At 32.1% G+C, this 22,735-nt stretch carries 20 protein-coding genes; 11 read left to right on the top strand and 9 right to left on the bottom strand.

The annotated features are described in order from the left end of the window. Window positions 1–48 precede the first annotated feature (48 nt). Window positions 49–2,040 (top strand): excinuclease ABC subunit UvrB, encoded by a 1,992-nt coding sequence (uvrB, locus tag ABZP37_RS08545; protein ID WP_366187287.1) that lies wholly within the window; start codon window positions 49–51, stop codon window positions 2,038–2,040. On the opposite strand, the gene ABZP37_RS08540 is transcribed toward uvrB, so the two are convergent. Beyond that, a complete protein-coding gene (locus ABZP37_RS08540) occupies window positions 2,037–2,438 on the bottom strand; it encodes an excinuclease ABC subunit B (protein WP_366187285.1) in 402 nt (133 codons plus the stop codon). The genes uvrB and ABZP37_RS08540 overlap by 4 nt on opposite strands. Window positions 2,439–2,730: 292 nt before the next feature. On the opposite strand from ABZP37_RS08540, the gene ABZP37_RS08535 reads away from it, so the two are divergent. The 3 genes from ABZP37_RS08535 to ABZP37_RS08525 are packed head-to-tail and all read left to right on the top strand — an operon-like array spanning window position 2,731 to window position 5,303. Further along, on the top strand, window positions 2,731–3,741 hold the full coding sequence (locus ABZP37_RS08535; protein ID WP_366187284.1) for a dipeptide epimerase: 1,011 nt from the start codon (window positions 2,731–2,733) through the stop codon (window positions 3,739–3,741). 8 nt (window positions 3,742–3,749) lie between these two features. Beyond that, entirely contained in the window at window positions 3,750–4,775 is a 1,026-nt protein-coding gene (locus ABZP37_RS08530; RefSeq protein WP_366187283.1) for an aminotransferase class I/II-fold pyridoxal phosphate-dependent enzyme, read from the top strand. Between the two features lie 60 nt (window positions 4,776–4,835). Beyond that, on the top strand, window positions 4,836–5,303 hold the full coding sequence (locus ABZP37_RS08525) for a DUF1456 family protein (protein WP_366187500.1): 468 nt from the start codon (window positions 4,836–4,838) through the stop codon (window positions 5,301–5,303). Between the two features lie 34 nt (window positions 5,304–5,337). Here ABZP37_RS08525 and ABZP37_RS08520 read toward each other — a convergent pair whose 3' ends face one another. The 7 genes from ABZP37_RS08520 to ABZP37_RS08490 all read right to left on the bottom strand — a co-directional run bounded on the left by ABZP37_RS08520 (window position 5,338) and on the right by ABZP37_RS08490 (window position 13,117). Continuing rightward, the gene (locus tag ABZP37_RS08520; RefSeq protein WP_366187282.1) at window positions 5,338–5,682 is read right to left on the bottom strand and encodes a hypothetical protein; all 345 of its coding nucleotides are present in this window, start codon (window positions 5,680–5,682) and stop codon (window positions 5,338–5,340) included. A 423-nt stretch (window positions 5,683–6,105) separates the two neighbouring features. Beyond that, window positions 6,106–6,444 carry a hypothetical protein gene (locus ABZP37_RS08515; protein ID WP_366187280.1) on the bottom strand — a complete coding sequence of 113 codons (339 nt, stop codon included), beginning with the start codon at window positions 6,442–6,444 and terminating at the stop codon, window positions 6,106–6,108. Window positions 6,445–7,250: 806 nt separating this feature from the next. Continuing rightward, entirely contained in the window at window positions 7,251–7,601 is a 351-nt protein-coding gene (locus tag ABZP37_RS08510) for a hypothetical protein (RefSeq protein ID WP_366187278.1), read from the bottom strand. Window positions 7,602–8,144: 543 nt separating this feature from the next. Beyond that, window positions 8,145–9,605, bottom strand: coding sequence for a lipopolysaccharide biosynthesis protein (locus ABZP37_RS08505; protein ID WP_366187276.1), 1,461 nt, complete (start codon window positions 9,603–9,605; stop codon window positions 8,145–8,147). A gap of 108 nt (window positions 9,606–9,713) precedes the next feature. Then, a complete protein-coding gene (locus ABZP37_RS08500) occupies window positions 9,714–11,036 on the bottom strand; it encodes a CDP-glycerol glycerophosphotransferase family protein (protein WP_366187274.1) in 1,323 nt (440 codons plus the stop codon). Between the two features lie 9 nt (window positions 11,037–11,045). Further along, window positions 11,046–12,143, bottom strand: a complete 1,098-nt coding sequence (locus ABZP37_RS08495) for a DegT/DnrJ/EryC1/StrS family aminotransferase (RefSeq protein ID WP_366187273.1) — start codon at window positions 12,141–12,143, stop codon at window positions 11,046–11,048. Then, complete coding sequence (locus ABZP37_RS08490; protein WP_366187271.1) at window positions 12,140–13,117, bottom strand: GNAT family N-acetyltransferase; 978 nt, start codon at window positions 13,115–13,117, stop codon at window positions 12,140–12,142. Before ABZP37_RS08490 ends, ABZP37_RS08495 begins: the two co-directional genes overlap by 4 nt. A gap of 103 nt (window positions 13,118–13,220) precedes the next feature. Here ABZP37_RS08490 and ABZP37_RS08485 point away from each other — a divergent pair, with 103 nt between their 5' ends. Continuing rightward, window positions 13,221–15,023: a gliding motility-associated C-terminal domain-containing protein gene (locus ABZP37_RS08485; protein WP_366187270.1), complete on the top strand. Its 1,803-nt coding sequence runs from the start codon at window positions 13,221–13,223 to the stop codon at window positions 15,021–15,023. 18 nt (window positions 15,024–15,041) lie between these two features. On the opposite strand, the gene ABZP37_RS08480 is transcribed toward ABZP37_RS08485, so the two are convergent. Continuing rightward, window positions 15,042–15,638, bottom strand: a complete 597-nt coding sequence (locus tag ABZP37_RS08480; protein ID WP_366187268.1) for a trimeric intracellular cation channel family protein — start codon at window positions 15,636–15,638, stop codon at window positions 15,042–15,044. 228 nt (window positions 15,639–15,866) lie between these two features. Between ABZP37_RS08480 and ABZP37_RS08475 the strand changes: the two genes are divergently transcribed. The 6 genes from ABZP37_RS08475 (at window position 15,867) to ABZP37_RS08450 (ending at window position 22,667) form a co-directional block, all read left to right on the top strand. After that, on the top strand, window positions 15,867–16,652 hold the full coding sequence (locus ABZP37_RS08475) for an RNA methyltransferase (protein ID WP_366187267.1): 786 nt from the start codon (window positions 15,867–15,869) through the stop codon (window positions 16,650–16,652). 182 nt (window positions 16,653–16,834) lie between these two features. Next, window positions 16,835–19,054: a RelA/SpoT family protein gene (locus ABZP37_RS08470; protein ID WP_366187265.1), complete on the top strand. Its 2,220-nt coding sequence runs from the start codon at window positions 16,835–16,837 to the stop codon at window positions 19,052–19,054. A 118-nt stretch (window positions 19,055–19,172) separates the two neighbouring features. Beyond that, the gene (locus tag ABZP37_RS08465) at window positions 19,173–19,685 is read left to right on the top strand and encodes a transcriptional repressor (protein WP_366187264.1); all 513 of its coding nucleotides are present in this window, start codon (window positions 19,173–19,175) and stop codon (window positions 19,683–19,685) included. A gap of 84 nt (window positions 19,686–19,769) precedes the next feature. Continuing rightward, window positions 19,770–21,041 (top strand): adenylosuccinate synthase, encoded by a 1,272-nt coding sequence (locus ABZP37_RS08460; RefSeq protein WP_366187262.1) that lies wholly within the window; start codon window positions 19,770–19,772, stop codon window positions 21,039–21,041. A 49-nt stretch (window positions 21,042–21,090) separates the two neighbouring features. Next, the gene (locus ABZP37_RS08455) at window positions 21,091–21,672 is read left to right on the top strand and encodes an NUDIX domain-containing protein (protein ID WP_366187260.1); all 582 of its coding nucleotides are present in this window, start codon (window positions 21,091–21,093) and stop codon (window positions 21,670–21,672) included. A 422-nt stretch (window positions 21,673–22,094) separates the two neighbouring features. Further along, window positions 22,095–22,667, top strand: a complete 573-nt coding sequence (locus ABZP37_RS08450) for a helix-turn-helix transcriptional regulator (RefSeq protein ID WP_366187259.1) — start codon at window positions 22,095–22,097, stop codon at window positions 22,665–22,667. Window positions 22,668–22,735 lie beyond the last annotated feature (68 nt).

Here is a 22,735-nt window from a genome sequence, read left to right as displayed (position 1 = left end):
CCAATAACTTTGTAACTTTGTACTCTTAAACTTTGCAACGAAATACCAATGAATTTCCAAGTCGTATCTGATTACCAACCCAAAGGAGACCAACCCGAAGCAATTAAAAAACTTGTCCAGGGAATTAACGATGGTGACCCATACCAAACTCTTTTAGGAGTTACAGGTTCTGGAAAAACATTTACGGTGGCCAATGTGATTCAGGAAGTACAGCGTCCTACTTTGGTTTTGGCACACAACAAAACGTTAGCAGCTCAGCTTTATTCCGAATTCAAGCAATTTTTCCCCAACAATGCGGTAGAATATTTTGTTTCCTACTACGATTATTACCAGCCTGAAGCTTTTATGCCTGTGACTGGGGTTTTTATCGAAAAGGATTTATCCATCAACGAAGAACTGGAAAAAATGCGTTTGAGCACCACCTCTTCCCTACTTTCAGGACGAAGAGATATTTTGGTAGTCGCGTCAGTTTCTTGTTTGTACGGTATTGGAAATCCTGTCGAATTTCAAAAAAACGTGATTGCAATCGAACGAGACCAAGTCATTTCCAGAACCAAATTACTTCATAGTTTAGTACAAAGTTTATATTCCAGAACGGAAGCAGACTTTACACCCGGAAATTTCAGAATTAAAGGTGACACAGTAGAAGTCTATCCTAGCTATGCGGATGATGGGTATCGCATTCACTTTTTTGGAGACGAAATTGAAGAAATTGAATCTTTTGATATCAAAACTGCTTTGGTTATTGAAAAATTCGAAAAACTGACTATTTATCCCGCCAATATGTTCGTGACTTCACCTGATGTATTGCAAGGTGCCATTTGGGAAATCCAACAAGACTTAGTTAAACAAGTGGATTATTTTAAGGAAATAGGCAAACATCTCGAAGCCAAACGTCTGGAAGAACGCACCAACTTTGACCTGGAAATGATTCGAGAACTGGGGTATTGTTCAGGAATAGAGAATTATTCTCGTTACCTCGATGGTCGATTAGCAGGTACAAGACCTTTCTGTTTACTAGATTATTTTCCAAAAGATTTTTTGATGGTTGTGGATGAAAGTCACGTAACGCTGTCACAAGTAAAAGCCATGTACGGCGGCGATCGCAGTCGAAAAGAAAATTTGGTAGATTATGGTTTCCGTTTACCTGCTGCTATGGACAACCGTCCATTGAAATTTGAGGAGTTTGAAGCGATGCAGAATCAAATAATTTATGTGTCAGCCACACCGGCAGATTATGAATTGGAAAAATGTGAAGGTGTATATGTAGAGCAAGTTATTCGTCCTACAGGATTATTAGACCCAATTATAGAAGTACGTCCGAGTTTGAACCAAATTGATGATCTGATTGAAGAGATTCAGATACGTTGCGAGTTGGATGAACGTGTATTAGTTACAACGTTAACCAAAAGAATGGCTGAAGAATTGGCTAAATATTTAACAAAAGTGAGTATTCGTTGCCGCTATATTCACTCAGATGTAGATACTTTGGAGCGAATTGAAATCATGCAAGATTTACGAAAAGGATTATTTGATGTATTGATTGGAGTGAATTTACTCCGTGAAGGTTTGGATTTACCAGAAGTTTCGTTAGTAGCCATTTTGGATGCAGACAAAGAAGGTTTCTTGCGTAGCCATCGCTCATTGACACAAACTATTGGTCGTGCCGCTCGTAACTTGAACGGAAAAGCAATTTTATATGCCGATAAAATTACGGCTAGTATGCAAAAAACCATGGATGAAACGGATTACCGCCGAACCAAACAAATGAATTTCAACACAACCAATAATATTGTTCCTCAAGCTTTGAACAAAAAAATTGAAAGTGCCTTTACCAAAAACCCTTTGGTTGATTACGAATTAGGACTCACTTTAGACCTTGCTGCCGAACCACAAAATGAATATTTATCCAAAGCGGAACTAGAGAAACGCATTCGAGAAAAACGAAAAAACATGGAGAAAGCGGCTAAAGAACTCGACTTTATGCAAGCAGCAAAATTAAGAGATGAAATCAAAGCTTTACAAGAAAAACTCAGTTAATAAGTCGCTTCTTTAAAAATGCGCAACAGCTCATTGATACTAATTTGAGTATCTGGAGCAGCTTTCATCTTTTTTAGTACTTTTTTAACGGCATCAAGATTGACACCCATGTGAATTGAAAATTGTTTGATTGCAGTGGCGTCTTTTATAAACAAAATACCATCTTTTTGCATTAACATAGCTAAACGATAAAATTGCAAAATACGAACAGATTCATCTTTGAGCATCTTCAATGTAGTCCCTTTATAGAACAAATCCATAAAGCCTCCTTTTTCAATATCCAAAGTATTGGCTAACATAAATAGAAAATCAAATTCCTTTTTATCTAATTGCTCATTGACTGTTGCATAAGCAATCATATCCAATAGTAAATTCTTTTTTTCTTGATAAACGTCCATTCAAATATTTAATTTATGCTAATTTATCAATTTTATCACAATAAGCAAAAAACAATTGATTTTTCGATAATATAATTTTTATTGCCCCCCTTTTTCAACAAAACCATATTCTATTATAAGGATATAAAGACATTCCAAAAGTATAATTATAATAAAAGATAAATACTAATAATCAAGCTTTTAATAGAAAAAAGCAAAGTAAACACTCGAAAAAAAATTTAAAACTGATACTATTATTGCTTAATTTCATTAAATTTAGAATTATTATAAAAAACTGACAATAGCACGATATATGGAACTTATTATTAGAGCTTACGATTTAAAGTTAAAACATACTTTCACCATTTCTAGAGAATCTATAGATATTCAACCATCAATGATAGTTGAATTAAAAAGTGAAGGACTATCAGGTTACGGAGAAGCAACTTCTAACCCCTACTACAATATCACAATTCCAAAAATGACCGCAGATTTAGAAGCGATTCGGTTTAAAATTGAATCTACAAAAGAGGAAAGCCCAGAAGAATTTTGGAACAAAATACACCCATTCCTTAAAGATGATTTATTTGCTTTGTGCGCTATAGACATGGCTTATAATGATTTATATGCACGGAAAAAAGGGAAAAAATTATATGATTTATGGCAATACACCACTGAAAATAATCCTTTGACAAATTACACTATCGGAATTGATTCTATAGAAAAAATGGTCTCTAAAATGAAAGAACTGCCTTGGCCTATTTATAAAATAAAATTGGGAACACAGGAAGACATCGCTATTGTAAAAGAGCTTCGTAAACATTCCGATGCTATTTTCAGAATTGATGCAAATTGTGGCTGGGGTGTTGAAGAAACGATAAATAACGCAAAAGAATTAAAAAAACTAGGAGTTGAATTTCTTGAACAACCTTTAAGAGCTGATAACTGGGAAGGTCATGCACAAGTTTATAAAGAATCAGTTTTGCCTATAATTGCTGATGAAAGTTGCATTATTGAAAGTGATGTAGCTAAATGTCACCAACATTTTCATGGTGTAAACATTAAATTAGTCAAATGTGGAGGACTTACTCCTGCAAGAAGAATGATTCAAGAGGCAAAAAAATTAGGATTAAAAACTATGATAGGTTGTATGACAGAATCCTCAGTAGGAATTTCAGCTATTGCACATTTATTACCACAGTTGGATTATGTTGATATGGACGGACCATTGCTGTTATCTGAAGATATTGCATATGGAGTTAGTATTCTAGAAGGAAAAGTGGGGTATACAGCCGAGAATGGTACTGGAGTAGTTTTAAAATAAATCAAACTATGAAAGTCACTAAATGCCCAGACAGAAAAATAACTATTAATAAAGATACCTATCTCTATTTTGGAGGCACTGCTTATTTGGGTTTACCCAACCATAAAAGTTTCAAAAAGCTACTCATCAAAAACATTTTGAAATGGGGAACTACTTATGGTAGCTCTAGAAATGCCAATATTCAACTCGAGGCTTATGAGGAAGGAGAGCTATATTTGGCTAATTTCATTCAATCTGAGGCGGCACTTACCGTTACCTCAGGGATGCTGGCAGGGAAACTAGTTATTGAAACCTTAACTCCCGTCACAGACTGCTTTTTTTATTTTCCAGAGACACATTCTGCTCTAAAAGCACAAAATAGTTTACCCGTATTTATAGAAGGAGAAATCAACCCTAGATTAGTCGACACTACCAATGAAAAAATCACTATTCTTACAGATGCTGTCCCCTCGTCCCATCTTGGAGCGATAGATTTATCAGTTCTAAAATCTATTGCTCCAACAAAAGAAATCACCTTGGTGATTGACGAATCGCATTCGCTAGGACTTTTAGGGATTAATGGGTGCGGTATTTATTCAACTATAAACTTCCCTAATATAAATCGAAAAATAATGTTTTCTTCATTGGGAAAATCTTTTGGACTAACGGGAGGTGTAATTGCTTCGGATAAAGAATTCATTCAACAAGTTCGCATTAATGATAGCTTTGTTTCCAGTGCAGGTATGAATCCCGCTTTTGTACAAACTCTCGCTGACGCAAAGAATATTTACATAAAACAACATCGTAAATTGCTAGAGAAGCTAGCTTACATCGACTCTAAACTTATTCCTAAAGACAAAAGTAAATTCAACTCAAATTATCCCGTGATTTATCCTGTAATTTTAGGTCTAAATGAAGTACTTAATAAGGAGAAAATAATTATAACGCATTTTTCTTATCCTAATCTTGCAGGAGTATTAAACAGAATTGTATTTACTGCTAATCACAAAAAGAAAGATTTAGATAAAATAATAGCGATTCTCAATCGATACTGAGTTTAATATTCGAATGAATTGCTTTTAAAACGTACCTTTGTAAAAAAATTTAATGTAATGATGACCAATAACGATATCTTCAAAAAATTACGTGTAGCCTTAATGCTTCGTGATGATCAAATTGTAGAAATTTTAGAGCTAGTTGATTTTAGAATTACAAAATCAGAATTAGGTGCTTTTTTTCGTGATGAGAAACACCCAAACTATATGGAATGTGGCGATCAAGTGTTGCGTAATTTCTTAAACGCATTAGTTATTCATCTAAGAGGAACCAAAGAAAACCCAAAGAACCCAAAAGATGTATTAGCCAAACATAAAGCACAAATACCACCTAAAGATAACACTAAAGAAAGAGCAGAATTCAAAGCAACACCTAAAGACAGTGAAGGTGCAAGAGGAGATCAAACACCTGGTAAAAAAGATTTTAAGAAAAAACCATCTTTTAAGTCCAAAGACAAAAAAACACCACCAAAAATACAAGTCGTTGAAAAAGTAAAATTTAATTTTGGTAAAAACAAAAAATCCTAAGTCTCACAACTTAGGATTTTTTGTTTTTCAATGACTACAATTCTGATTTAAAATTTACTTCAAATTCGTAATTAAGACCGGGTTTTAATTCACTTGAGGAAACTTTTTGATAATTCAAAGATTCTTTAATATAGCCATCTAATTCCTTATTTTTAGCATTCGTTTTTAGCACTACTATTTCATGTTTTGGAGTAACAATTACTTTCACTCTTACAAACACATCATTATCCAATTCACCAACTCCTTCAGAAGGTGTTAATAAATTTGTAATTTCTTCCTTAGCAGCACTATAATTTTTCTTAGGGGCTGCTTCCTTCGCAGATGCTATTGCAACATTTAATACTAATGCAATTGCTGATATTATAAGTGATTTTTTCATAACTTATTATTATTTTAAAATATTTACACTGCAAATGTATATCATAATTACAGTCTAAAAACAGCACTGATTTTTATTAACGTTTTGATTAAAACAGGTATTTAAGTCAATACAACTGAGGTAATCAGTAATATTATTTTAAATCGTAAAATCCATAAAAAAAACACTTTAAATTATACATTATCAATAAAAACGCTGTTGCCCTTTTTTGATAGAAAATAAAAATTTAACATTTTGAGTATTATTTTAACTTAAAAAAATCAACCATTATTAACTACTGACCAAAGTGATCACTTCATTCCGTAAAAATAAATAAACGGATTCCTTTGATTTCACAGAAAATCAGTTACAGACAAAAAAAATCCTAAGTCTCACAACTTAGGATTTTTATTTTTCAATGGACTCAAATTTTTTCATAGGTCATTATGATTTAAAGTTTATTTCAAATTCATAACGATGTCCTGCAGTTAATTCATTAGCAGAAAGTTTTTTGTAGTTCAACTTTTCTTTAATGTACTCAGCTAATTTTTCATTATCTGTAGCAGCATTCAAAACAACGATATCACCTGTTTCAGTTATAAGAAACTTAACCATAACTACTTCGTCATACTCTAATATTCCAACAGGAGTTGTAGGGTTTAAAAAACTAGATAACTCTTGAGCTGTACTTGCATAACTCTTTCTAGGATCCAATACTTTTGCTGATACGAATGTTACATTCATCATCATCGCCATCACTAATAATACAATTGATTTTTTCATGATTTCTTTGTTTTATAATTATTATGGTACAAATGTACGGGTATGTTTGAGACTAACAATACCGTGACTTTACACTCAAAAGAAGGCTCTAATCAATGTTTCTAGGTTATAATTTTTGAGTATACAATAATATCAACCTTATTTTAGAAGATGTGTAATAATAACGGATTAAAATTATGCTTCATATTTATTATCTGGAATTAAAAAAAAGTAAAAAATAACAATATTTAACATTTAAGAAACATTCGCTTAACATTTACGTTACATTGGCGCTGGTTTTCAACTTAAATAAATTTTAAACAACCAACCGAACCTACAATCAAAACCGCACAATGCAGAGTAATTGACTTACAATTAACCTCATATTTTGCATTATTAGCTTCAAATCATCATCAAATAGCTCACAAACGACCAACAAAACACAAAACAGTAAAAAAATGATTGTTAGCCTGGTAGCCACTTTATGAAATTCGCAATTTGAACTTATTTCCTAAAGGAAATTAATAAAAGCTAGTACTTATAAAAAAACCCCAAAAAGTTAGATGCTATTTGGGGTATTTTCTATAGAGAGGAAACTAAACTATGATTAAGCATTTAAACTACTACACTTCAAAAATTTCGATTTAAATCATTTCATAACAACTCTAATACAAATCATTAAAAAAATGAAGAAATATAAAAGTCATAGCTAGAAGTCAAAAATTAGATCAGAGCTTCTATTTTATCTATAATGCAAAATAGAAAACAAAAAAAAATCCTAAGTTTCACAACTTAGGATTTTTAACATTTTAAGAATTTACGATTTTTCATAGATTAGGATCTGCTTTAAAATTAACTACAAATACATAACCTTTACCTTCACTCAACTCACCAGAAGAAAGTTTTTTATAATTCAAATTATCTTTGATATAATTTGACAACTCTTCATTATCAGTAGAAGTATTTATGACAATTAATTCTCCTGTTTGAGTTACTAAAAGCTCAACTACAACTTTTTCATCATTTTCTAAACTTCCCATTGTAGATTCTGGATCCAACAACTTTGCTAATTCTTGAGTAGTGTTCGCATAATTCTTTCTAGGATCCAAGATTTTTGCTGAAACGAATGTTACATTCATTATCATTGCAATCACTAATAATACAATTGAATTTTTCATGCTTTCTTTGTTTTAAAATTATTATGGTACAAATGTACTAGTTATTTAAGACTAGCAATGACCCTATTTCCTCCTTGATTTTTTCATAAAATCGATGAAATCAAGATTTATTTTTCGAGAATTTAATAATTGTTTTTTTAATTTAGCATAAGTGTAAAAAAAAGGAATAAAAATTAAGCTATATATATAATTTCTAGAATGAAAATATTTAAAAAAAACAGACATTTAACATTTACAACTTTTAAATATAAAACTTAGACTACATTAAATATTGAGATCAAAAAAAAAAAAAAAAATAATTTTTTAATAAATTCTCTAAAAACAAGTAAATAGCCGTTTAATTAAGCTTTAAATCTCACTAAAATAGACCTATTACTGAATAATACGTAACAAAAAACGCAACCTAAAACGTTTTCGTAATTGTGGTTTTCAAAAATAAATGGAACTTAGAATAACCATTTGAAATAATTTTGAATAAAAATATGAAATTCGGTTTTGAGACATTAAAACATTTCTAAAACCATAGCAAGAGTTATTAAAACACTATTTTCTAGCAAAATAATCATTTAACATATTGGAGACTAATTCCCAAGATTCCGTAAACTCTTTTAATTTCACTAACCAGCAAATTAACAAATAAGAAACTAATCCAAGAATTATTCCAAGAACCAATTGTAAAACTAAACTCTGTATCATAATAGTAAATAGAAAAACCAAAATTGCCATTAGGCTTGTTATTCCCACAATAGGTAACATATCTTTAAATTGGTGCATAGGCCCATAACCATAAAATTTCCCTGGAAGATATGCGTTTATAATAAAAAAAATTGCTGATGTAATAACATGCCCGATAATTATTGCTTTTACACCTAAAGGAATAGTGATAATCATTGCTATTACTGTAATTGGAAACTTGGATAAATCAACTTTTAAAAATAAATCGGAACGTCCAATAGCATTCAATAAGTTCAAATTAATTACACTCATTGGTAAAAAAATTCGAGAAAAAACCATCCATTGCAATAGTGGAATTAAAGAAATCCATTTATCCGTTAGTAAAACAATTACTATTGGCTTTGCCAGCAAAGCAATTAGAGTCATAAGCGGAATAATGATAAATGCCGACAGGCGAATCATTTTACTATAAATTGACACTACTTTTTCCTTGTCCTTCTGTATCGATGCTAGTATTGGGAACGTAACTTGTTGCAAAACACTAGAGATAGTGCCAGCAGATACATCCGCAAAATTCTTAGCTCTTGTATAATATCCTAACAAACCTGGGGGATAAAATTTTCCTAAAAAAATATGGTAAACATTATTTAATAATTGTGCATACAGGCCTGCTATTAAAAGTTTTGATCCATATCCAAACAAGGAGTTAAAAGATTTTTTTGAAAAAACAAAAGATGGATTCCAAGCGCTTAAATACCACAAAGAAATACATGAAGCCAATGAACCTACAAGAATTTGAAAAACTAAAGACCATACTCCATAGCCATTTATTGCCGCAATTACACCACAGAACCCTCCAAATACTACTCCAACAACATTACTTTTGGCTATGGATTTAAAATCAAGAATAATCGTTAATTTGGTACGTTGCACTATTGTAAAAGCAATAAGGAATAAATTTAATCCTAGTACCCTTAATAAATCTATTAGTAGTGGTTGTTTAAAAAAGCTTGCAATTATGGGGGCAGAGATAAATAATATAAAATAAAAAACAGTACTTACAGCTAAATTAAAAACAAATAATGTCGAAAAATCCACATCAGTTCTTTCTTGACGCTGAATTAATCCTGTACCTAGACCACTTTCTATAAAAGTTTGAGCGATCGCAATAAAAATGGCTAACATGCCTATTAGTCCAAAATCTTCAGGCATTAAAATGCGAGCAAGTACAATACTTACTGTAAATTGCCCAAATTGAACTGCAAACTTATCAATAGTCGACCAAATAATTCCTTTTGTTGCTCTTGACTTTAGAGAGGTATTAGACATTTATTAAAATTAAAATTTATTTGTATTTAACTTCTTTAGTCAAATTAGCACTGTCATCTTCTTCATAACTATATTTTAAATAACTTCTAAAGTTATAAACATCTTAAATTATTGAAAAATTTGGCTCTCTAAATACTGTAAAATATTTTCAGATGCAGTTAACTTATTTTTTGGAATCAGGTTATTTTGCACAAAAATATTGCGTTCTTCTTTCATCAAATCGTTTTCATTCAACACAACATTTTCAATAAAATCAATTAATTGTTTTTTATTTCTGGATTGATAATGTGCTGCTACAGTTTTTTCACCAAAAGCAGTCCAATACTCCATAACTGACTCATCTCTAACCATAAAAAGTGATGGTTTACCTGTAATAAGGTATTCTGACATAAATGAACCACAATCGTGAATTAGTGCATCTGAGGTTAAAAAAAGATCAATATAATCACCATCTTCAAACTGACCATTCTCTAGGCTTTCCCATTTGTTAAAATATATATTTGTCTTTTCTTTACCCCAATAGGAATCATCCTCTAGCTTAACTCTTAATAAATGATGTGGTTTAAAAGTAATTTGCAATTTATCCTTATAATTATCCGCTAATTCTATAAAAAAATCATAATATTCTAAAAAATTTGACACTTTATTGAATTCGATCATAGAATGATGTGGTGCCCATATTATTTTCTTTAAACTAGAATTTGGATTTTTCCAAATAGTACTATTTGGGCTTTTATTAATTAAAAGTTGATCAAAACCAGGATATCCAGTTACAATACAGTTTTGCCCGTTATTTGTTTGTTTTTGCATTGATATTCCCTTATGAATTGGAGTTTCTGAAAAAATTCTCCAAACAAGATTGTGAAAATCTGTATTATAGATACCCTCTATATTAACAGTCATTATAGCGTAAGGAACATAGCAAGTTAACGTATTTGGAAACTTAGTGATATAGTATCTTTCATCTTGTAAACCTTTATAGGGATTAGTATAAAACACAATATCCGGAGGGAAAATTTTTTGAATATCTAAGTATATTCCCGTTTCACTATCGTAAGTTTTAACAACATCGTATCCTTTAATTTTAAATGCTTTGTATGTTTTATCCATCTCAAGTAGCATATTTTCCATACCAAAATTAACAACAGGACAAACAAACAATGCAGGTTCAAATATAGGATGGTGCAACATTAAATCGAAAAGCACCTCATATTTCCATACCGATTCATGAGTCAAAAAGAAAGCAACTCTTATTTTTGTTTTGCCCTGAACGATTTCAAGTGCTTTTTTATGTCTCTCCTGTGCTTTTTTAATTAAATATAAATTACGGAGATCTCTAAGTTTTATAAAATTATATACCTTAATAAGTGAGATCCAAATTTTTTCAGGCACGTATCCTTTGATAAATAATTTTAACTCATGTAATTTCATAAAATCTATTTAATATTTATTTACAGTTTTAATAATAAAATCAACTTCATCTATAGTCAAAACAGGGCTTATTGGCAAACTCAAAACTTCTTGATGTATCATTTCGGTAATAGGTAAAGATAAATAATTCCATTCCTTTAACGCTTTCTGCTGATGTGGTGGAATAGGGTAATGTATCACGGTTTGAATACCATTTTCAAGTAAATATTGTTGTAAATCGTCTCTTTTTTTAGTTCGAATAACAAATAAATGAAAAACATGATTATTTGACCAATCCCAAATAGGCAACACTATTTTATCATTTTTTATTTTTAATAAATACCGTTTTGCAATCGTTCTGCGACTTTCATTATCATCATCTAATTGTGGTAATTTCACGTTTAGAAATGCCGCTTGCAACTCGTCCAGCCTTGAATTCACACCAATAAATTCACTTTTATATTTAATCGTTGAACCGTAATTCCTTAAAGAGAATAACACTTCTGCTAATTCATAATCATTAGTAGTGATTGCTCCTCCATCTCCCAAAGCACCTAAATTTTTTCCTGGATAAAAACTAAAAGCAGCTGCATGAGAAAAATTTCCAGCCTTTTTATTATCTAAAATGGTACCATGAGCTTGTGCAGCATCTTCTATAACCAATAAATCATAAGCTAAAGCAATGGCATTGATTTTATCCATTTCTGCCAATTGACCGTAAAGATGTACTGCTAAAATCACCTTAGATTTTTGCGTGATCTTTTCAATAATTAAGTCGGGATCAATGTTATAAGTTTCAATATCTGGTTCTACAAAAACAGGTACTAAATCTGCTTGTAAAATAGCTAAAACACTTGCAATAAAGGTATTCGCTGGAACAATAACTTCGTCACCTTTATGGAGTTTTCCTACTGCAATATATCCTTTAAATATCAAGACTAAAGCATCCAGTCCATTACCTACACCTATACAATGTTTGGTGCCACAATAAGAAGCAAAATGTTTTTCAAAAGATTTAACCTCATCTCCTAAAATATACCTTCCTTTATTTAGGAACGTTTTTACTTTTTCCTGAAAATCAAGTTCATAATGGCTATTTATTTCTTTTAAATCTAAAAATGAAATCATATCATGCAATTTTTAAGCAAAGCAAAATTTGCTGTTTCAACTTCGTAAAAATCATGTACAATGGTACTGGCCCCGAAACTTTCTTTCCAAATAGACAGACCTTCATTGAGCTTTTTACCTTGATCTTCATTGGAGATTCCAAAATCAAAAAAATGTTTGTTTTTGTATTTTTCTATGATCAAAAAGTTATATAAAAAATCTAAACTTCCTAAATTTTCATCTTTTTCAAATTTAGAAATGTATTGACAATGAGCCACTTTATTGGTTTCAAAAACTGTAGTTCCTGCTACAATTTCATCGCCTTTGTATACATTAAATTGTTTAATATTCTCAGGAAATATTTCCTTCAATTTTGTTATTTCCGCAATTGTATGAACGGGATGTGCTTGGTGTCTTTCTTGTAAATTTGGAATCAACACTTGATTCCAAAATGCATCAAAATTATCTTCTTCCTTAATAACCAATTGATTTTTAACAGCTTTCTGAACCCCTCTTTTTCTAAGTTTTGAAAAAGCATAATCTTCAGTTAAATCAATAACGGACAATGTATCACGTCTAATTAATTTGGCTCCCAATAAAAACAAAATATACTCTAATTCTTGTGCCGGTTTTTGATAATAAATAAAAGGTATTGTCTTTAACTGTAATTTCAATATGCCACTAGAAAACATAAAATCCAGAATTACCTGAAATACTTTGATTACAGAACTTAACTTTAAATCTTCTTGATAAACTAAACCTCCATAACTCAATCCCTGATGAGAATAAAGTTGATCGCCTACTTTATTAGCTGGCAAAACGGCAACCAGTTTCTTATCATCATAAACCATCAAAGAGTAATCTTCAAACCGATCTTGATGGTATTCCATAAAATCACGATGAAACAAAAACGTAGCATTCTTAGCTTGGCTAATGAATTCATTCCATTGTTCATAATTGGAGTTTTGGTATTGTTTTACTTGATATTGATTCAAAATTCACAGTTTATAAAGCGTGAAAATAAGACTTTTTATCGATTCTTTAAATTAAAATACAAATCCTTCGTAACTTTGAGTGAATCTAACCTCAGTATCTAAAATGAAACAATATCTTAAAAACATACTTTTAGGATGGATTCTATTTTTTGCTACCATTACGTTTGGTCAAGATATTTCATTACTAAAACAATTTAACGGAAGGTATGATTTTGTCTTTTTTGGAAACACTTTAAACCCTGAAGAAAACTCATTTATGTTTTTTCCTTACATCTATACAACATCTTCAGCAACACTTAATATAGATCCGAATGACGAAATCGAAAAAGCCTATTTATACTGGGCTGGTTGTGGTACGGGAGATTTTGAAGTAAAATTAAACGACCAAATAATTACCCCAGACCGAACTTTCAGCCATCAAAGACCAACAGCTGGATTTCTTTTTGATTATTTCAGTGCTTTTAAAGATGTAACAGAACAAGTTAAATCAACTGGAACTGGAAATTACACCTTATCCGATTTAGATGTTTCTGCTTTTATTTATGATAGTTTTTATAACCGTACTAATTTTGCAGGTTGGGCCATTATCGTTATTTACAAAAACGCCAATCTACCGCTCAACCAACTCAATGTATATGACGGATTACAAGCAGTCCCTGACGAAATCAACATCACGTTAAACAGTCTGAATGTCATTGATAATAAAGATGCGAAAATTGGATTCCTAGCTTGGGAAGGAGATTCGGGAATTGCCGTAAATGAAACTTTAACTATAAATGGGAACTCAATTAGTAACCCACCTTTGAACCCGGTCAACAATGCCTTTAATGGCACCAATAGCTTCACAAATTCAAATCAATTATACAACATGGATTTAGACAGCTACTCTATTCAAAATAACATAAAAATTGGAGATACTTCCGCCCAAATCAAACTCACTTCTGGTCAAGATTTTGTAATAATTAATGCTATTGTCACCAAATTAAACAGTCAGCTTCCTGACGCCACCATAAGTATTAATAAAGCAAATATGAACTGTGACTCAAAAACAATTGTGGTTGATTATTCAATTTCAAATATAGACGCCACCAATACACTTCCTGCAAATACGCCAATTGCATTTTACGCCAACAATAGCCTTATTCAAATTTCATTTAGTCAAACCGATATCGCTATTGGTGAAACTATAAACGATCAACTTACGATAGAAATTCCGAATACTATTCCTGATGGTTTTATTCTAAAATCAGTCATTGACGACAACGGTACAGGAACAGGAATAGTTGCTGAAATCGTAGAAAACAACAACAGTTTTGAAGTAGAAGTTCGTATACCAAAATCACCTTTATTTAGCATTTTAGAAAATAAAGAAGTCTGTAATGAAGGACTTGGAAGAGGAACTTTTGATTTTTCGAATTATGAAGATTTGGTAAAAGTAAATCCTGCAGATGTTGTACAATTTTATGAAACGCTGGAAAATGCAGAGAAAAAGAGTGATCCAATATTTAACAGCTCCAATTATGTTGCAAAAAATACTCCTAAGACTATTTATGTACGTTTAGAGAATGACTTTTGCTCCAGCATAACATCATTCCTATTAACCACTGAGAACTGTCCTCCCACTGTTTATAATTTCATATCAGCTAATAATGATGGAAGTAATGACAAGTTTCATATTGCTGGATTGAAAGATGTTTTCTTGAATTACAAACTTGAAATTTACAACCGATGGGGAAGATTAATTTGGGAAGGAAATAATACAACTGAGGAATGGGACGGATTTGCAAATAAAGGGTCAATAGTAGGAAACGGACCAGTACCCTTTGGAACTTATTTTTATATACTATATTTAAATGAACCTGAATATATTAAACCTCTTGCGGGTTATTTATTTTTAGCAAAATAAAAAATTCGATTATAGTTTCTATTCCAATGAGGGTAACGACAATTTGAATTTAACCGCCATCAGCCTTATAGAAATAATGATAGACGATGTTATCAAATACAAAACATCATTATTTAATCCAAATTCCTTCAACCCAAAAAAGATAATTCCACCAAAAATACAAATGGTAGCATAGATTTCTTTTCTAAAAATTACGGGTATTTCATTACACAAAATATCTCGAATTACCCCACCAAAACAAGCTGTCATGGTACCAATTGCAATACAAATTATTGGATGAAGCCCTATGTTAATTCCTTTTTCTAAACCAATTAATGTAAAAACTCCCAATCCAATGGTATCAAACAAAAAGAATGACACTCTCAAATGCTCCAGTTTTTTACGAAAAAAAATAGCTAATACAAAACCTGCAATAACCAAATGCACATAAATCAAATCTTGCATCCATCCAACTGGTGTTTGGCCTATCAAAACGTCTCTCAATGTCCCACCTCCCAAAGCAGTAACAAATGCAATAATAAAAACCCCAAAAGGATCCATCTTTTTATTCATTGCCGTTAATGCTCCAGACATAGCAAAAGCCAGTATTCCTATAATTTGAATTAAGTAAAACATGTTTTTATTTCTAAATTTCCGCAAAAGTAGCTAAAATAAGCCACAATGACTGTCAATTCCTAGATACAAATTATTGTGTTTTAAATTTCAAAAATTCTATAGTATCTTAGCCTTTTTAAAACTTAGCTTTTATTTTTTTGAAATGAGCAAAATTGGAATTTGGTTATAAAAAACCAATGTTACTATGCTAATTACAATTGACAGATAAAAAACAATAAACCACTACAATTGAAACAAATTACTTCTATCCAAAATCCTTTTATAAAATCTTTAGTTCTATTACAAGACAAAGCTAAAAACCGCAAACAAACAGGTACTTTTATAATTGAAGGTAAAAGAGAAATCGAAATCGCTCTCAAAGGAGGTTACGAAATTCAAACGGTCTTATTTTATCCCGAAATTTGTTCTGATTCAGAAGCTAAAAAAGTGGCACAATCGGCTGATTATATCGAAATCAACAAAGAAGTTTTTCAAAAATTAGCCTATCGTGATACTACCGAAGGTATTTTGGCTGTAGCCAAAACAAAACCGATGCATTTATCTAATCTAAAACTATCGAGTAATCCACTGATATTAATTGCAGAAGCTCCTGAAAAACCAGGAAACATTGGTGCTTTATTACGTACTGCCGATGCTGCAAATCTCGATGCTGTCATTATTGCTAATCCTAAAAGTGATTTGTATAATCCTAATATTGTTCGCTCTAGCGTAGGTTGTTTGTTCACTAACCAAATTGCGACTGGATCTACTGCTGAAATTATTGCTTTCCTAAAAGAAAAAAATATAAATTTCTATTGTGCTACGTTACAAAACTCAACTTCCTATCACACGCAAGATTATACCACACCAACAGCACTTGTAGTAGGTACAGAAGCCACAGGACTTACCCAAGAATGGCGTGATGCTGCTACACAAAACATCATCATCCCCATGCAAGGCGAAATTGATAGTATGAACGTTTCGGTTGCTGCCGCTATCTTAATTTTTGAAGCCAAAAGACAACGCGGGTTTTAGCTAAAGTCAAAATTCAATAGCAAAGGTCAAGTTCTAAAATCAAAAATCGTTAATCTTCAATCGTTAATAATAACTGAAGTCCATTTGCTTTATCATTAAATAAAATCTATTCAAATTAGCCTTCTCTTTCGCTTGCATATCTAATTACTTATACTTATTTTTAGAAATTGAACACCCCCGTTATGATAGAAATCGACATCGAGAAAGAAAATAAAGCTATTGCTCAAGAATACAAAGAATTACTTCGAATTAGTTACCAGACTTTAACCGTTGAAGATAAAAAACTTATTCGCAAAGCTTTTGATGTGGCAGTTGACGCACATAAAGAACAACGCCGAAAATCAGGTGAAGCATATATCTTTCATCCTATTGCTGTAGCCAAAATTGTAGCCTCAGAAATTGGTCTGGGAGCAACTTCCATTGCCGCAGCATTAATGCATGATGTAGTTGAAGATACACCGATAACTGTAAAAGATATCGAACGAATGTTCAATCCAAAGGTAGCACAGCTAGTTGAAGGGCTTACTAAAATATCATTAGTTCAAAAAGACACAAAAGTCTCTATGCAAGCGGAGAACTTTAGAAAAATGATATTGACACTGAACGATGATGTTCGAGTAATCTTAATTAAGCTGGCCGATAGATTGCACAATATGCAAACTATGGACTCCATGGATGACTATAAACAAGAAAAAATAGCCTCTGAAACCTTGTATATATATGCACCTCTTGCCCATCGATTAGGATTGTATAATATCAAAACCAAACTAGAAGATTTAGGCTTAAAATATACAGAACCTGAGATTTACAACGAAATTGTCAGCAAAATAAAAGAAACCAAGGAACAACAAGATAATTACATCAAGGATATATCTGCTGTACTAAAAGCCACCTTAGATCTTGAAGGATTAGACTACATCATAAAAGGTCGCCCAAAGTCTATTTATTCGATACGTAAAAAAATGCAAGCGCAAAACGTAGGTTTCGATCAAGTTTATGACAAATTTGCGTTACGTATCGTTTATAAATCCATTCCACATGATGAAAAATTTATAGCTTGGAAAATATATTCTATTGTAACAGATCACTATAGACCCAGCCCAAGTCGTTTGCGAGACTGGATTTCCTCGCCAAAATCCACAGGTTATGAAGCTTTGCACATCACCGTAATGGGACCAAAAGGTCGCTGGGTAGAAGTACAAGTGCGTAGTGAGCGTATGGACGAAATTGCTGAAAAAGGATATGCAGCACATTACAAATACAAAAACGGTGCTGACGAAGAACACGGTTTGGATGTTTGGCTCAACCTTTTGAGAGAAGCGATTGAAAATGCCGAATCCAATGCAGTGGATTTTGTCGAAGATTTCAAAATGAATTTGTACTCTAAAGAAATCTACATTTTTACACCTAAGGGAGATATTAAATCATTACCTAAAGGAGCTACTTCGTTAGATTTCGCTTTTAGTATTCACTCTGAAATTGGAATCAAAACTCGTGGAACTCGCGTAAACGGAAAGTTGGTTCCTTTGAATTATGAATTAAAAAGTGGCGATCAAGTCGAAATTATCACTTCAGTTAATCAAAAACCCACCGCACATTGGCTAGATTACGTCACCACTTCAAGAGCTAAAAACAAAATAAGAAGTGTCCTTAACGAAAACACTAAGAAAATCGCAGAACACGGTAAAGAACTACTTACTCGTAAACTAAAACATTTAAAAGTAACCTTAAACGAAACCACCGTTAATGAATTAGTCAATTTTTTCAACCTTAAAACAAGTCTCGATTTATTCTACAGAGTGGGTGTAGGCTCAATTGAGAACCAACAGTTAAAAGATTACGCAGCTCAAAAGGGGAATACTTTAATCAATTTCTTTAAAAATAAAATTAAGCGCTCTGAAAAAACAGCTTCTCCAGACATTCACAAACACATATTAAATCATAATTATGATATGTTGGTCTTTGGAAAGGAGCAAGATAAACTAGATTATAAATTATCTGCTTGTTGCAACCCAATTCCTGGTGATGATGTTTTTGGTTTTGTTACTATTAATGAAGGAATAAAAGTTCATAAAAAAGACTGCCCTAATGCACTTGCTTTGCAGTCTAATTATGCATACCGTATTATGCCCGCCAAATGGATTGACTCTAGCCGACAAGAATTCAAAGCCATGCTTAACATCACAGGAATGGATACACTTGGCCTTACCAATGAATTGACAAAAGTAATTTCAAATAACATGAACGTAAACATCCAAAGTATTTCTTTGAGTGGTGAAGCAGGACTTTTCAAAGGACAAGTAATTGTAATTGTTCAAAACAATAGCATTTTGAAAAAATTAATTGACAATATCAAGAAAATTGACGGAGTAGACAAAGTGACTCGCGTTTACACGAATTAAAAAACAGATTAGTTTTAAATATTTAATCCCGTTTCAATTGGAATCTATTTTTTCAATTTTAGCAAAATTAAATTCAATCCTAACTAAGTATTAAAATAATAATTTATCTTTGCCGAATATGACACTCATTTCCACAGATAACAACAAAAACCAAGAAATTGTAAAAAATGTTTTTACAATGTATCTTGAAAAAAAAGGACATAGAAAAACGCCAGAACGTTATGCTATTCTCCAGGAAATATACGATAGTGAAGAACATTTTGATGTAGAAAATTTGTACATCAAAATGAAAAACAAAAACTACCGTGTGAGTCGTGCTACCTTATATAATACGATTGAATTGCTTTTGGATTGTGCTTTAGTCCGCAAACACCAGTTTGGCCAAAACCAAGCACATTACGAGAAGTCCTATTTCGATAAGCAACACGATCATTTGATCATGACTGATACCGGTGAAGTGGTGGAATTTTGCGATCCAAGAATTCAAATCATCAAAAAAACCATTGAAGACATATTTGATGTTGAAATAACCAATCATTCCTTGTACTTTTACGGAGCCAAAAGAAAACCAAAAATAGAAGAGGCAACCGAAATTGATGAAGTTTCCGAAAAGAAGGAAGAAAACAATTAAAAGAAATATTTAGTTTATATAAAATGTCGAGCCTAATTGTGTTTGACTACCAAAACAGATTAACGATTTAATAAAGAAATTAAAATGACCGTAGATTTATTACTAGGATTACAATGGGGAGATGAAGGAAAAGGAAAAATTGTTGATGTTCTTACCTCAAATTACGATATTATTGCCCGTTTCCAAGGAGGTCCAAACGCAGGACACACTTTAGAATTTGACGGTATAAAACACGTATTAAGAACTATCCCTTCTGGAATTTTTCATAAAACTGCGGTAAATGTGATTGGAAATGGAGTCGTAATTGACCCAGTTGTTTTCCAAAAAGAAATCGAAGGATTAGCAAAATTCAACATCGATATCAAAAAGAAATTAATTATTTCTAGAAAAGCACACTTAATCTTACCTACACACCGTTTACTAGATGCAGCTTCTGAAGCTTCAAAAGGAAAAGCTAAAATTGGTTCTACTCTTAAAGGAATTGGACCAACATATATGGACAAAACGGGTCGTAACGGACTTAGAGTGGGTGATATCGAATTAGAAGATTTCAAAGAAAGATACCGCGCACTTGCTGATAAGCACCAAGCAATGATTGCATTCTACGGAGTGGAATTAGAATACAACTTAGAAGAATTGGAAGCTGAATTTTTTGAATCTATCGAAGAAATCAAAAAACTAGACTTTATTGATAGTGAAGAATACATGTACCAAGCTCAAAAAGCTGGTAAATCAATTCTATGTGAAGGAGCGCAAGGTTCTTTATTAGATGTTGATTTCGGAACTTATCCGTTTGTAACTTCTTCTAACACTACCGCTGCTGGAGCTTGTACAGGTTTAGGTATTGCACCAAACAAAATCAAAGAGGTTTATGGAATTTTCAAAGCATACACCACTCGTGTAGGTAGCGGACCTTTCCCAACAGAACTTTTTGACGAAGATGGTTCTACAATGGCCAAAGTTGGTAACGAATTTGGATCTGTTACAGGAAGACAAAGACGTTGCGGATGGTTAGACATCGTAGCTTTGAAATATGCTGTTCAAGTGAATGGAGTAACGCAATTAATGATGATGAAAGGGGATGTACTTTCAGGCTTTGAAACTTTAAAAGTTTGTACTTCTTACAACTACAAAGGACAAAATATTGAACACTTCCCATACAACATTGAGCCAGAAAACGTGACTCCTGTTTACCAAGAGTTCAAAGGATGGAAACAAGATTTAACTGGAATGACAACTTATGATGAGTTGCCTGTTGAGTTAAAAGAATATATTGATTTCATTGAAAAAGAAGTCGAAGTGCCTATCAAGATTGTCTCTGTAGGTCCAGACAGAAAACAAACAATCATTAAATAACACCAAACGCTCTGAAATTTCAGAGCGTTTTTTTTACCCTACTATTTCCATGGAAAATCCAAATATAAAAATTCAAAACACCGAATTGCTATCAGACAACTGGTACCTTCTTAACAAAGTAACCTTTGACTACCTTAACAGAAAAGGAAATTGGGTTACCCAAAAAAGAGAAGTCTATGACCGTGGCAATGGAGCAGGGATTTTACTTTATAATAAAGAACAAAAAACCATCATCTTAACCCGACAGTTCAGGCTTCCCTCCTATTTAAACGGAAACCCAAGCGGAATGATGATCGAAGTTTGCGCCGGACTCCTAGATGCCGACCATCCTGAACAATGCATTATCCGCGAAACTGAAGAGGAAACTGGCTACCGCATTACTGACGTTCAAAAAGTTATGGAAACCTTCGTTTCTCCAGGAGCTGTAACTGAAATTCTACATCTTTTTGTAGGCGAATATAACACCGACATGAAGGTAAGCGAAGGCGGTGGACTAGAACACGAGCAAGAAGAAATAGAAGTCCTAGAATGGTCGTTTGACAAAGCCTACAACATGATTGTCACTGGTGAAATAAAGGATGCTAAAACCATTTTATTATTGCAATATGCTAAGATTAATTTAGGCTTTTAGAGAATGTACCATAAATATTAGGCTGCCAATTCAGGCTCATGCACTACAAGTCCGTACAGCGCACCCAAAAAAACATAATCCCCAAGACGAGCTTCCTACGGTCGCTGTTTGGGGATTTGTTTTTTAAGGGTGCGCTTGCTTACGGGCTTTCCGTTTCTATCCTGGGCAGAATGAAGGTAAAACAAGAAATTTTATCTTGACAAGAAATTTATAAAACAGAAAACTAAAAAATGCAGAAAACTCTTTTGATATTTTTTAAAACATTAATTATTTTAAGTAGTATTTTATTTTCATAAATTAATTTGTGCAATTTAACTGTTTTAAATACCTCTATAATGTATAAAGATTTAGATTTTTTTTATCCAAAAACTATATATTTACAATGTGAAATCAGAAAATAGATTTTATTAAAAAGCATCCAGATGAAAATTTATATCAAGAATATGGCTTGCGAAAGCTGCAAAGTGTTTGTTACTGATGCACTAGAAGAGTTGAATTTACATCCTGTAAAAGTAGAACTTGGAGAGGCTATTATAAAAGAGGAACTAAGTGCCGAAAAAAAGCAAAAACTAAATTCCATAATAAAAAAAGTAGGACTTGAAATAATTGAGAGTAAAGGTGGAATCTTAATCGAAAAAATTAAAAACTCCTGTCAAGAGTACATCAATTCTGATAAACATATAAAAGTCAACATCTCAGAATACTTAACCAGTAAATTAGACTTTGACTACAATTACATCTCTAATGCTTTTTCTGAAGTAACCTCTACTACAATCATTAATTACATAAATTTGATTAAAATGGAAAAAGCCAAAGAAATGATATTATTTGAAGAATCCAATTTCTCTGAAATCGCGACTAAACTACATTTCAGTAGCCTATCTGCTTTTTCAACTCAATTTAAAAAAATCACAGGCTTCAACCCCACACATTTTAAAAATTTAAAAGAAAAAAGAAGAATAGCAATACAGGAGCTTAATGAAGATTTAAAGTAGCCAAAAACAATAAAATTTATAAAATTACACTCAAAAACATGAAATTTTGTCAAATAAAAAAAGATAAT

The organism is Flavobacterium ovatum (genome assembly GCF_040703125.1).
Taxonomy (GTDB): domain Bacteria; phylum Bacteroidota; class Bacteroidia; order Flavobacteriales; family Flavobacteriaceae; genus Flavobacterium; species Flavobacterium ovatum.
This window is presented reverse-complemented; position numbering and strand designations above follow the sequence as displayed.

Excerpts from the sequence above, each read along its gene's own strand:
- uvrB (WP_366187287.1), top strand. The coding sequence starts at position 49 with ATGAATTTCCAAGTCGTATCTGATTACCAACCCAAAGGAGACCAACCC.
- ABZP37_RS08540 (WP_366187285.1), bottom strand. The coding sequence starts at position 2,438 with ATGGACGTTTATCAAGAAAAAAAGAATTTACTATTGGATATGATTGCT.
- ABZP37_RS08535 (WP_366187284.1), top strand. The coding sequence starts at position 2,731 with ATGGAACTTATTATTAGAGCTTACGATTTAAAGTTAAAACATACTTTC.
- ABZP37_RS08530 (WP_366187283.1), top strand. The coding sequence starts at position 3,750 with ATGAAAGTCACTAAATGCCCAGACAGAAAAATAACTATTAATAAAGAT.
- ABZP37_RS08525 (WP_366187500.1), top strand. The coding sequence starts at position 4,836 with ATGACCAATAACGATATCTTCAAAAAATTACGTGTAGCCTTAATGCTT.
- ABZP37_RS08520 (WP_366187282.1), bottom strand. The coding sequence starts at position 5,682 with ATGAAAAAATCACTTATAATATCAGCAATTGCATTAGTATTAAATGTT.
- ABZP37_RS08515 (WP_366187280.1), bottom strand. The coding sequence starts at position 6,444 with ATGAAAAAATCAATTGTATTATTAGTGATGGCGATGATGATGAATGTA.
- ABZP37_RS08510 (WP_366187278.1), bottom strand. The coding sequence starts at position 7,601 with ATGAAAAATTCAATTGTATTATTAGTGATTGCAATGATAATGAATGTA.
- ABZP37_RS08505 (WP_366187276.1), bottom strand. The coding sequence starts at position 9,605 with ATGTCTAATACCTCTCTAAAGTCAAGAGCAACAAAAGGAATTATTTGG.
- ABZP37_RS08500 (WP_366187274.1), bottom strand. The coding sequence starts at position 11,036 with ATGAAATTACATGAGTTAAAATTATTTATCAAAGGATACGTGCCTGAA.
- ABZP37_RS08495 (WP_366187273.1), bottom strand. The coding sequence starts at position 12,143 with ATGATTTCATTTTTAGATTTAAAAGAAATAAATAGCCATTATGAACTT.
- ABZP37_RS08485 (WP_366187270.1), top strand. The coding sequence starts at position 13,221 with ATGAAACAATATCTTAAAAACATACTTTTAGGATGGATTCTATTTTTT.
- ABZP37_RS08480 (WP_366187268.1), bottom strand. The coding sequence starts at position 15,638 with ATGTTTTACTTAATTCAAATTATAGGAATACTGGCTTTTGCTATGTCT.
- ABZP37_RS08470 (WP_366187265.1), top strand. The coding sequence starts at position 16,835 with ATGATAGAAATCGACATCGAGAAAGAAAATAAAGCTATTGCTCAAGAA.
- ABZP37_RS08465 (WP_366187264.1), top strand. The coding sequence starts at position 19,173 with ATGACACTCATTTCCACAGATAACAACAAAAACCAAGAAATTGTAAAA.
- ABZP37_RS08460 (WP_366187262.1), top strand. The coding sequence starts at position 19,770 with ATGACCGTAGATTTATTACTAGGATTACAATGGGGAGATGAAGGAAAA.
- ABZP37_RS08455 (WP_366187260.1), top strand. The coding sequence starts at position 21,091 with ATGGAAAATCCAAATATAAAAATTCAAAACACCGAATTGCTATCAGAC.
- ABZP37_RS08450 (WP_366187259.1), top strand. The coding sequence starts at position 22,095 with ATGAAAATTTATATCAAGAATATGGCTTGCGAAAGCTGCAAAGTGTTT.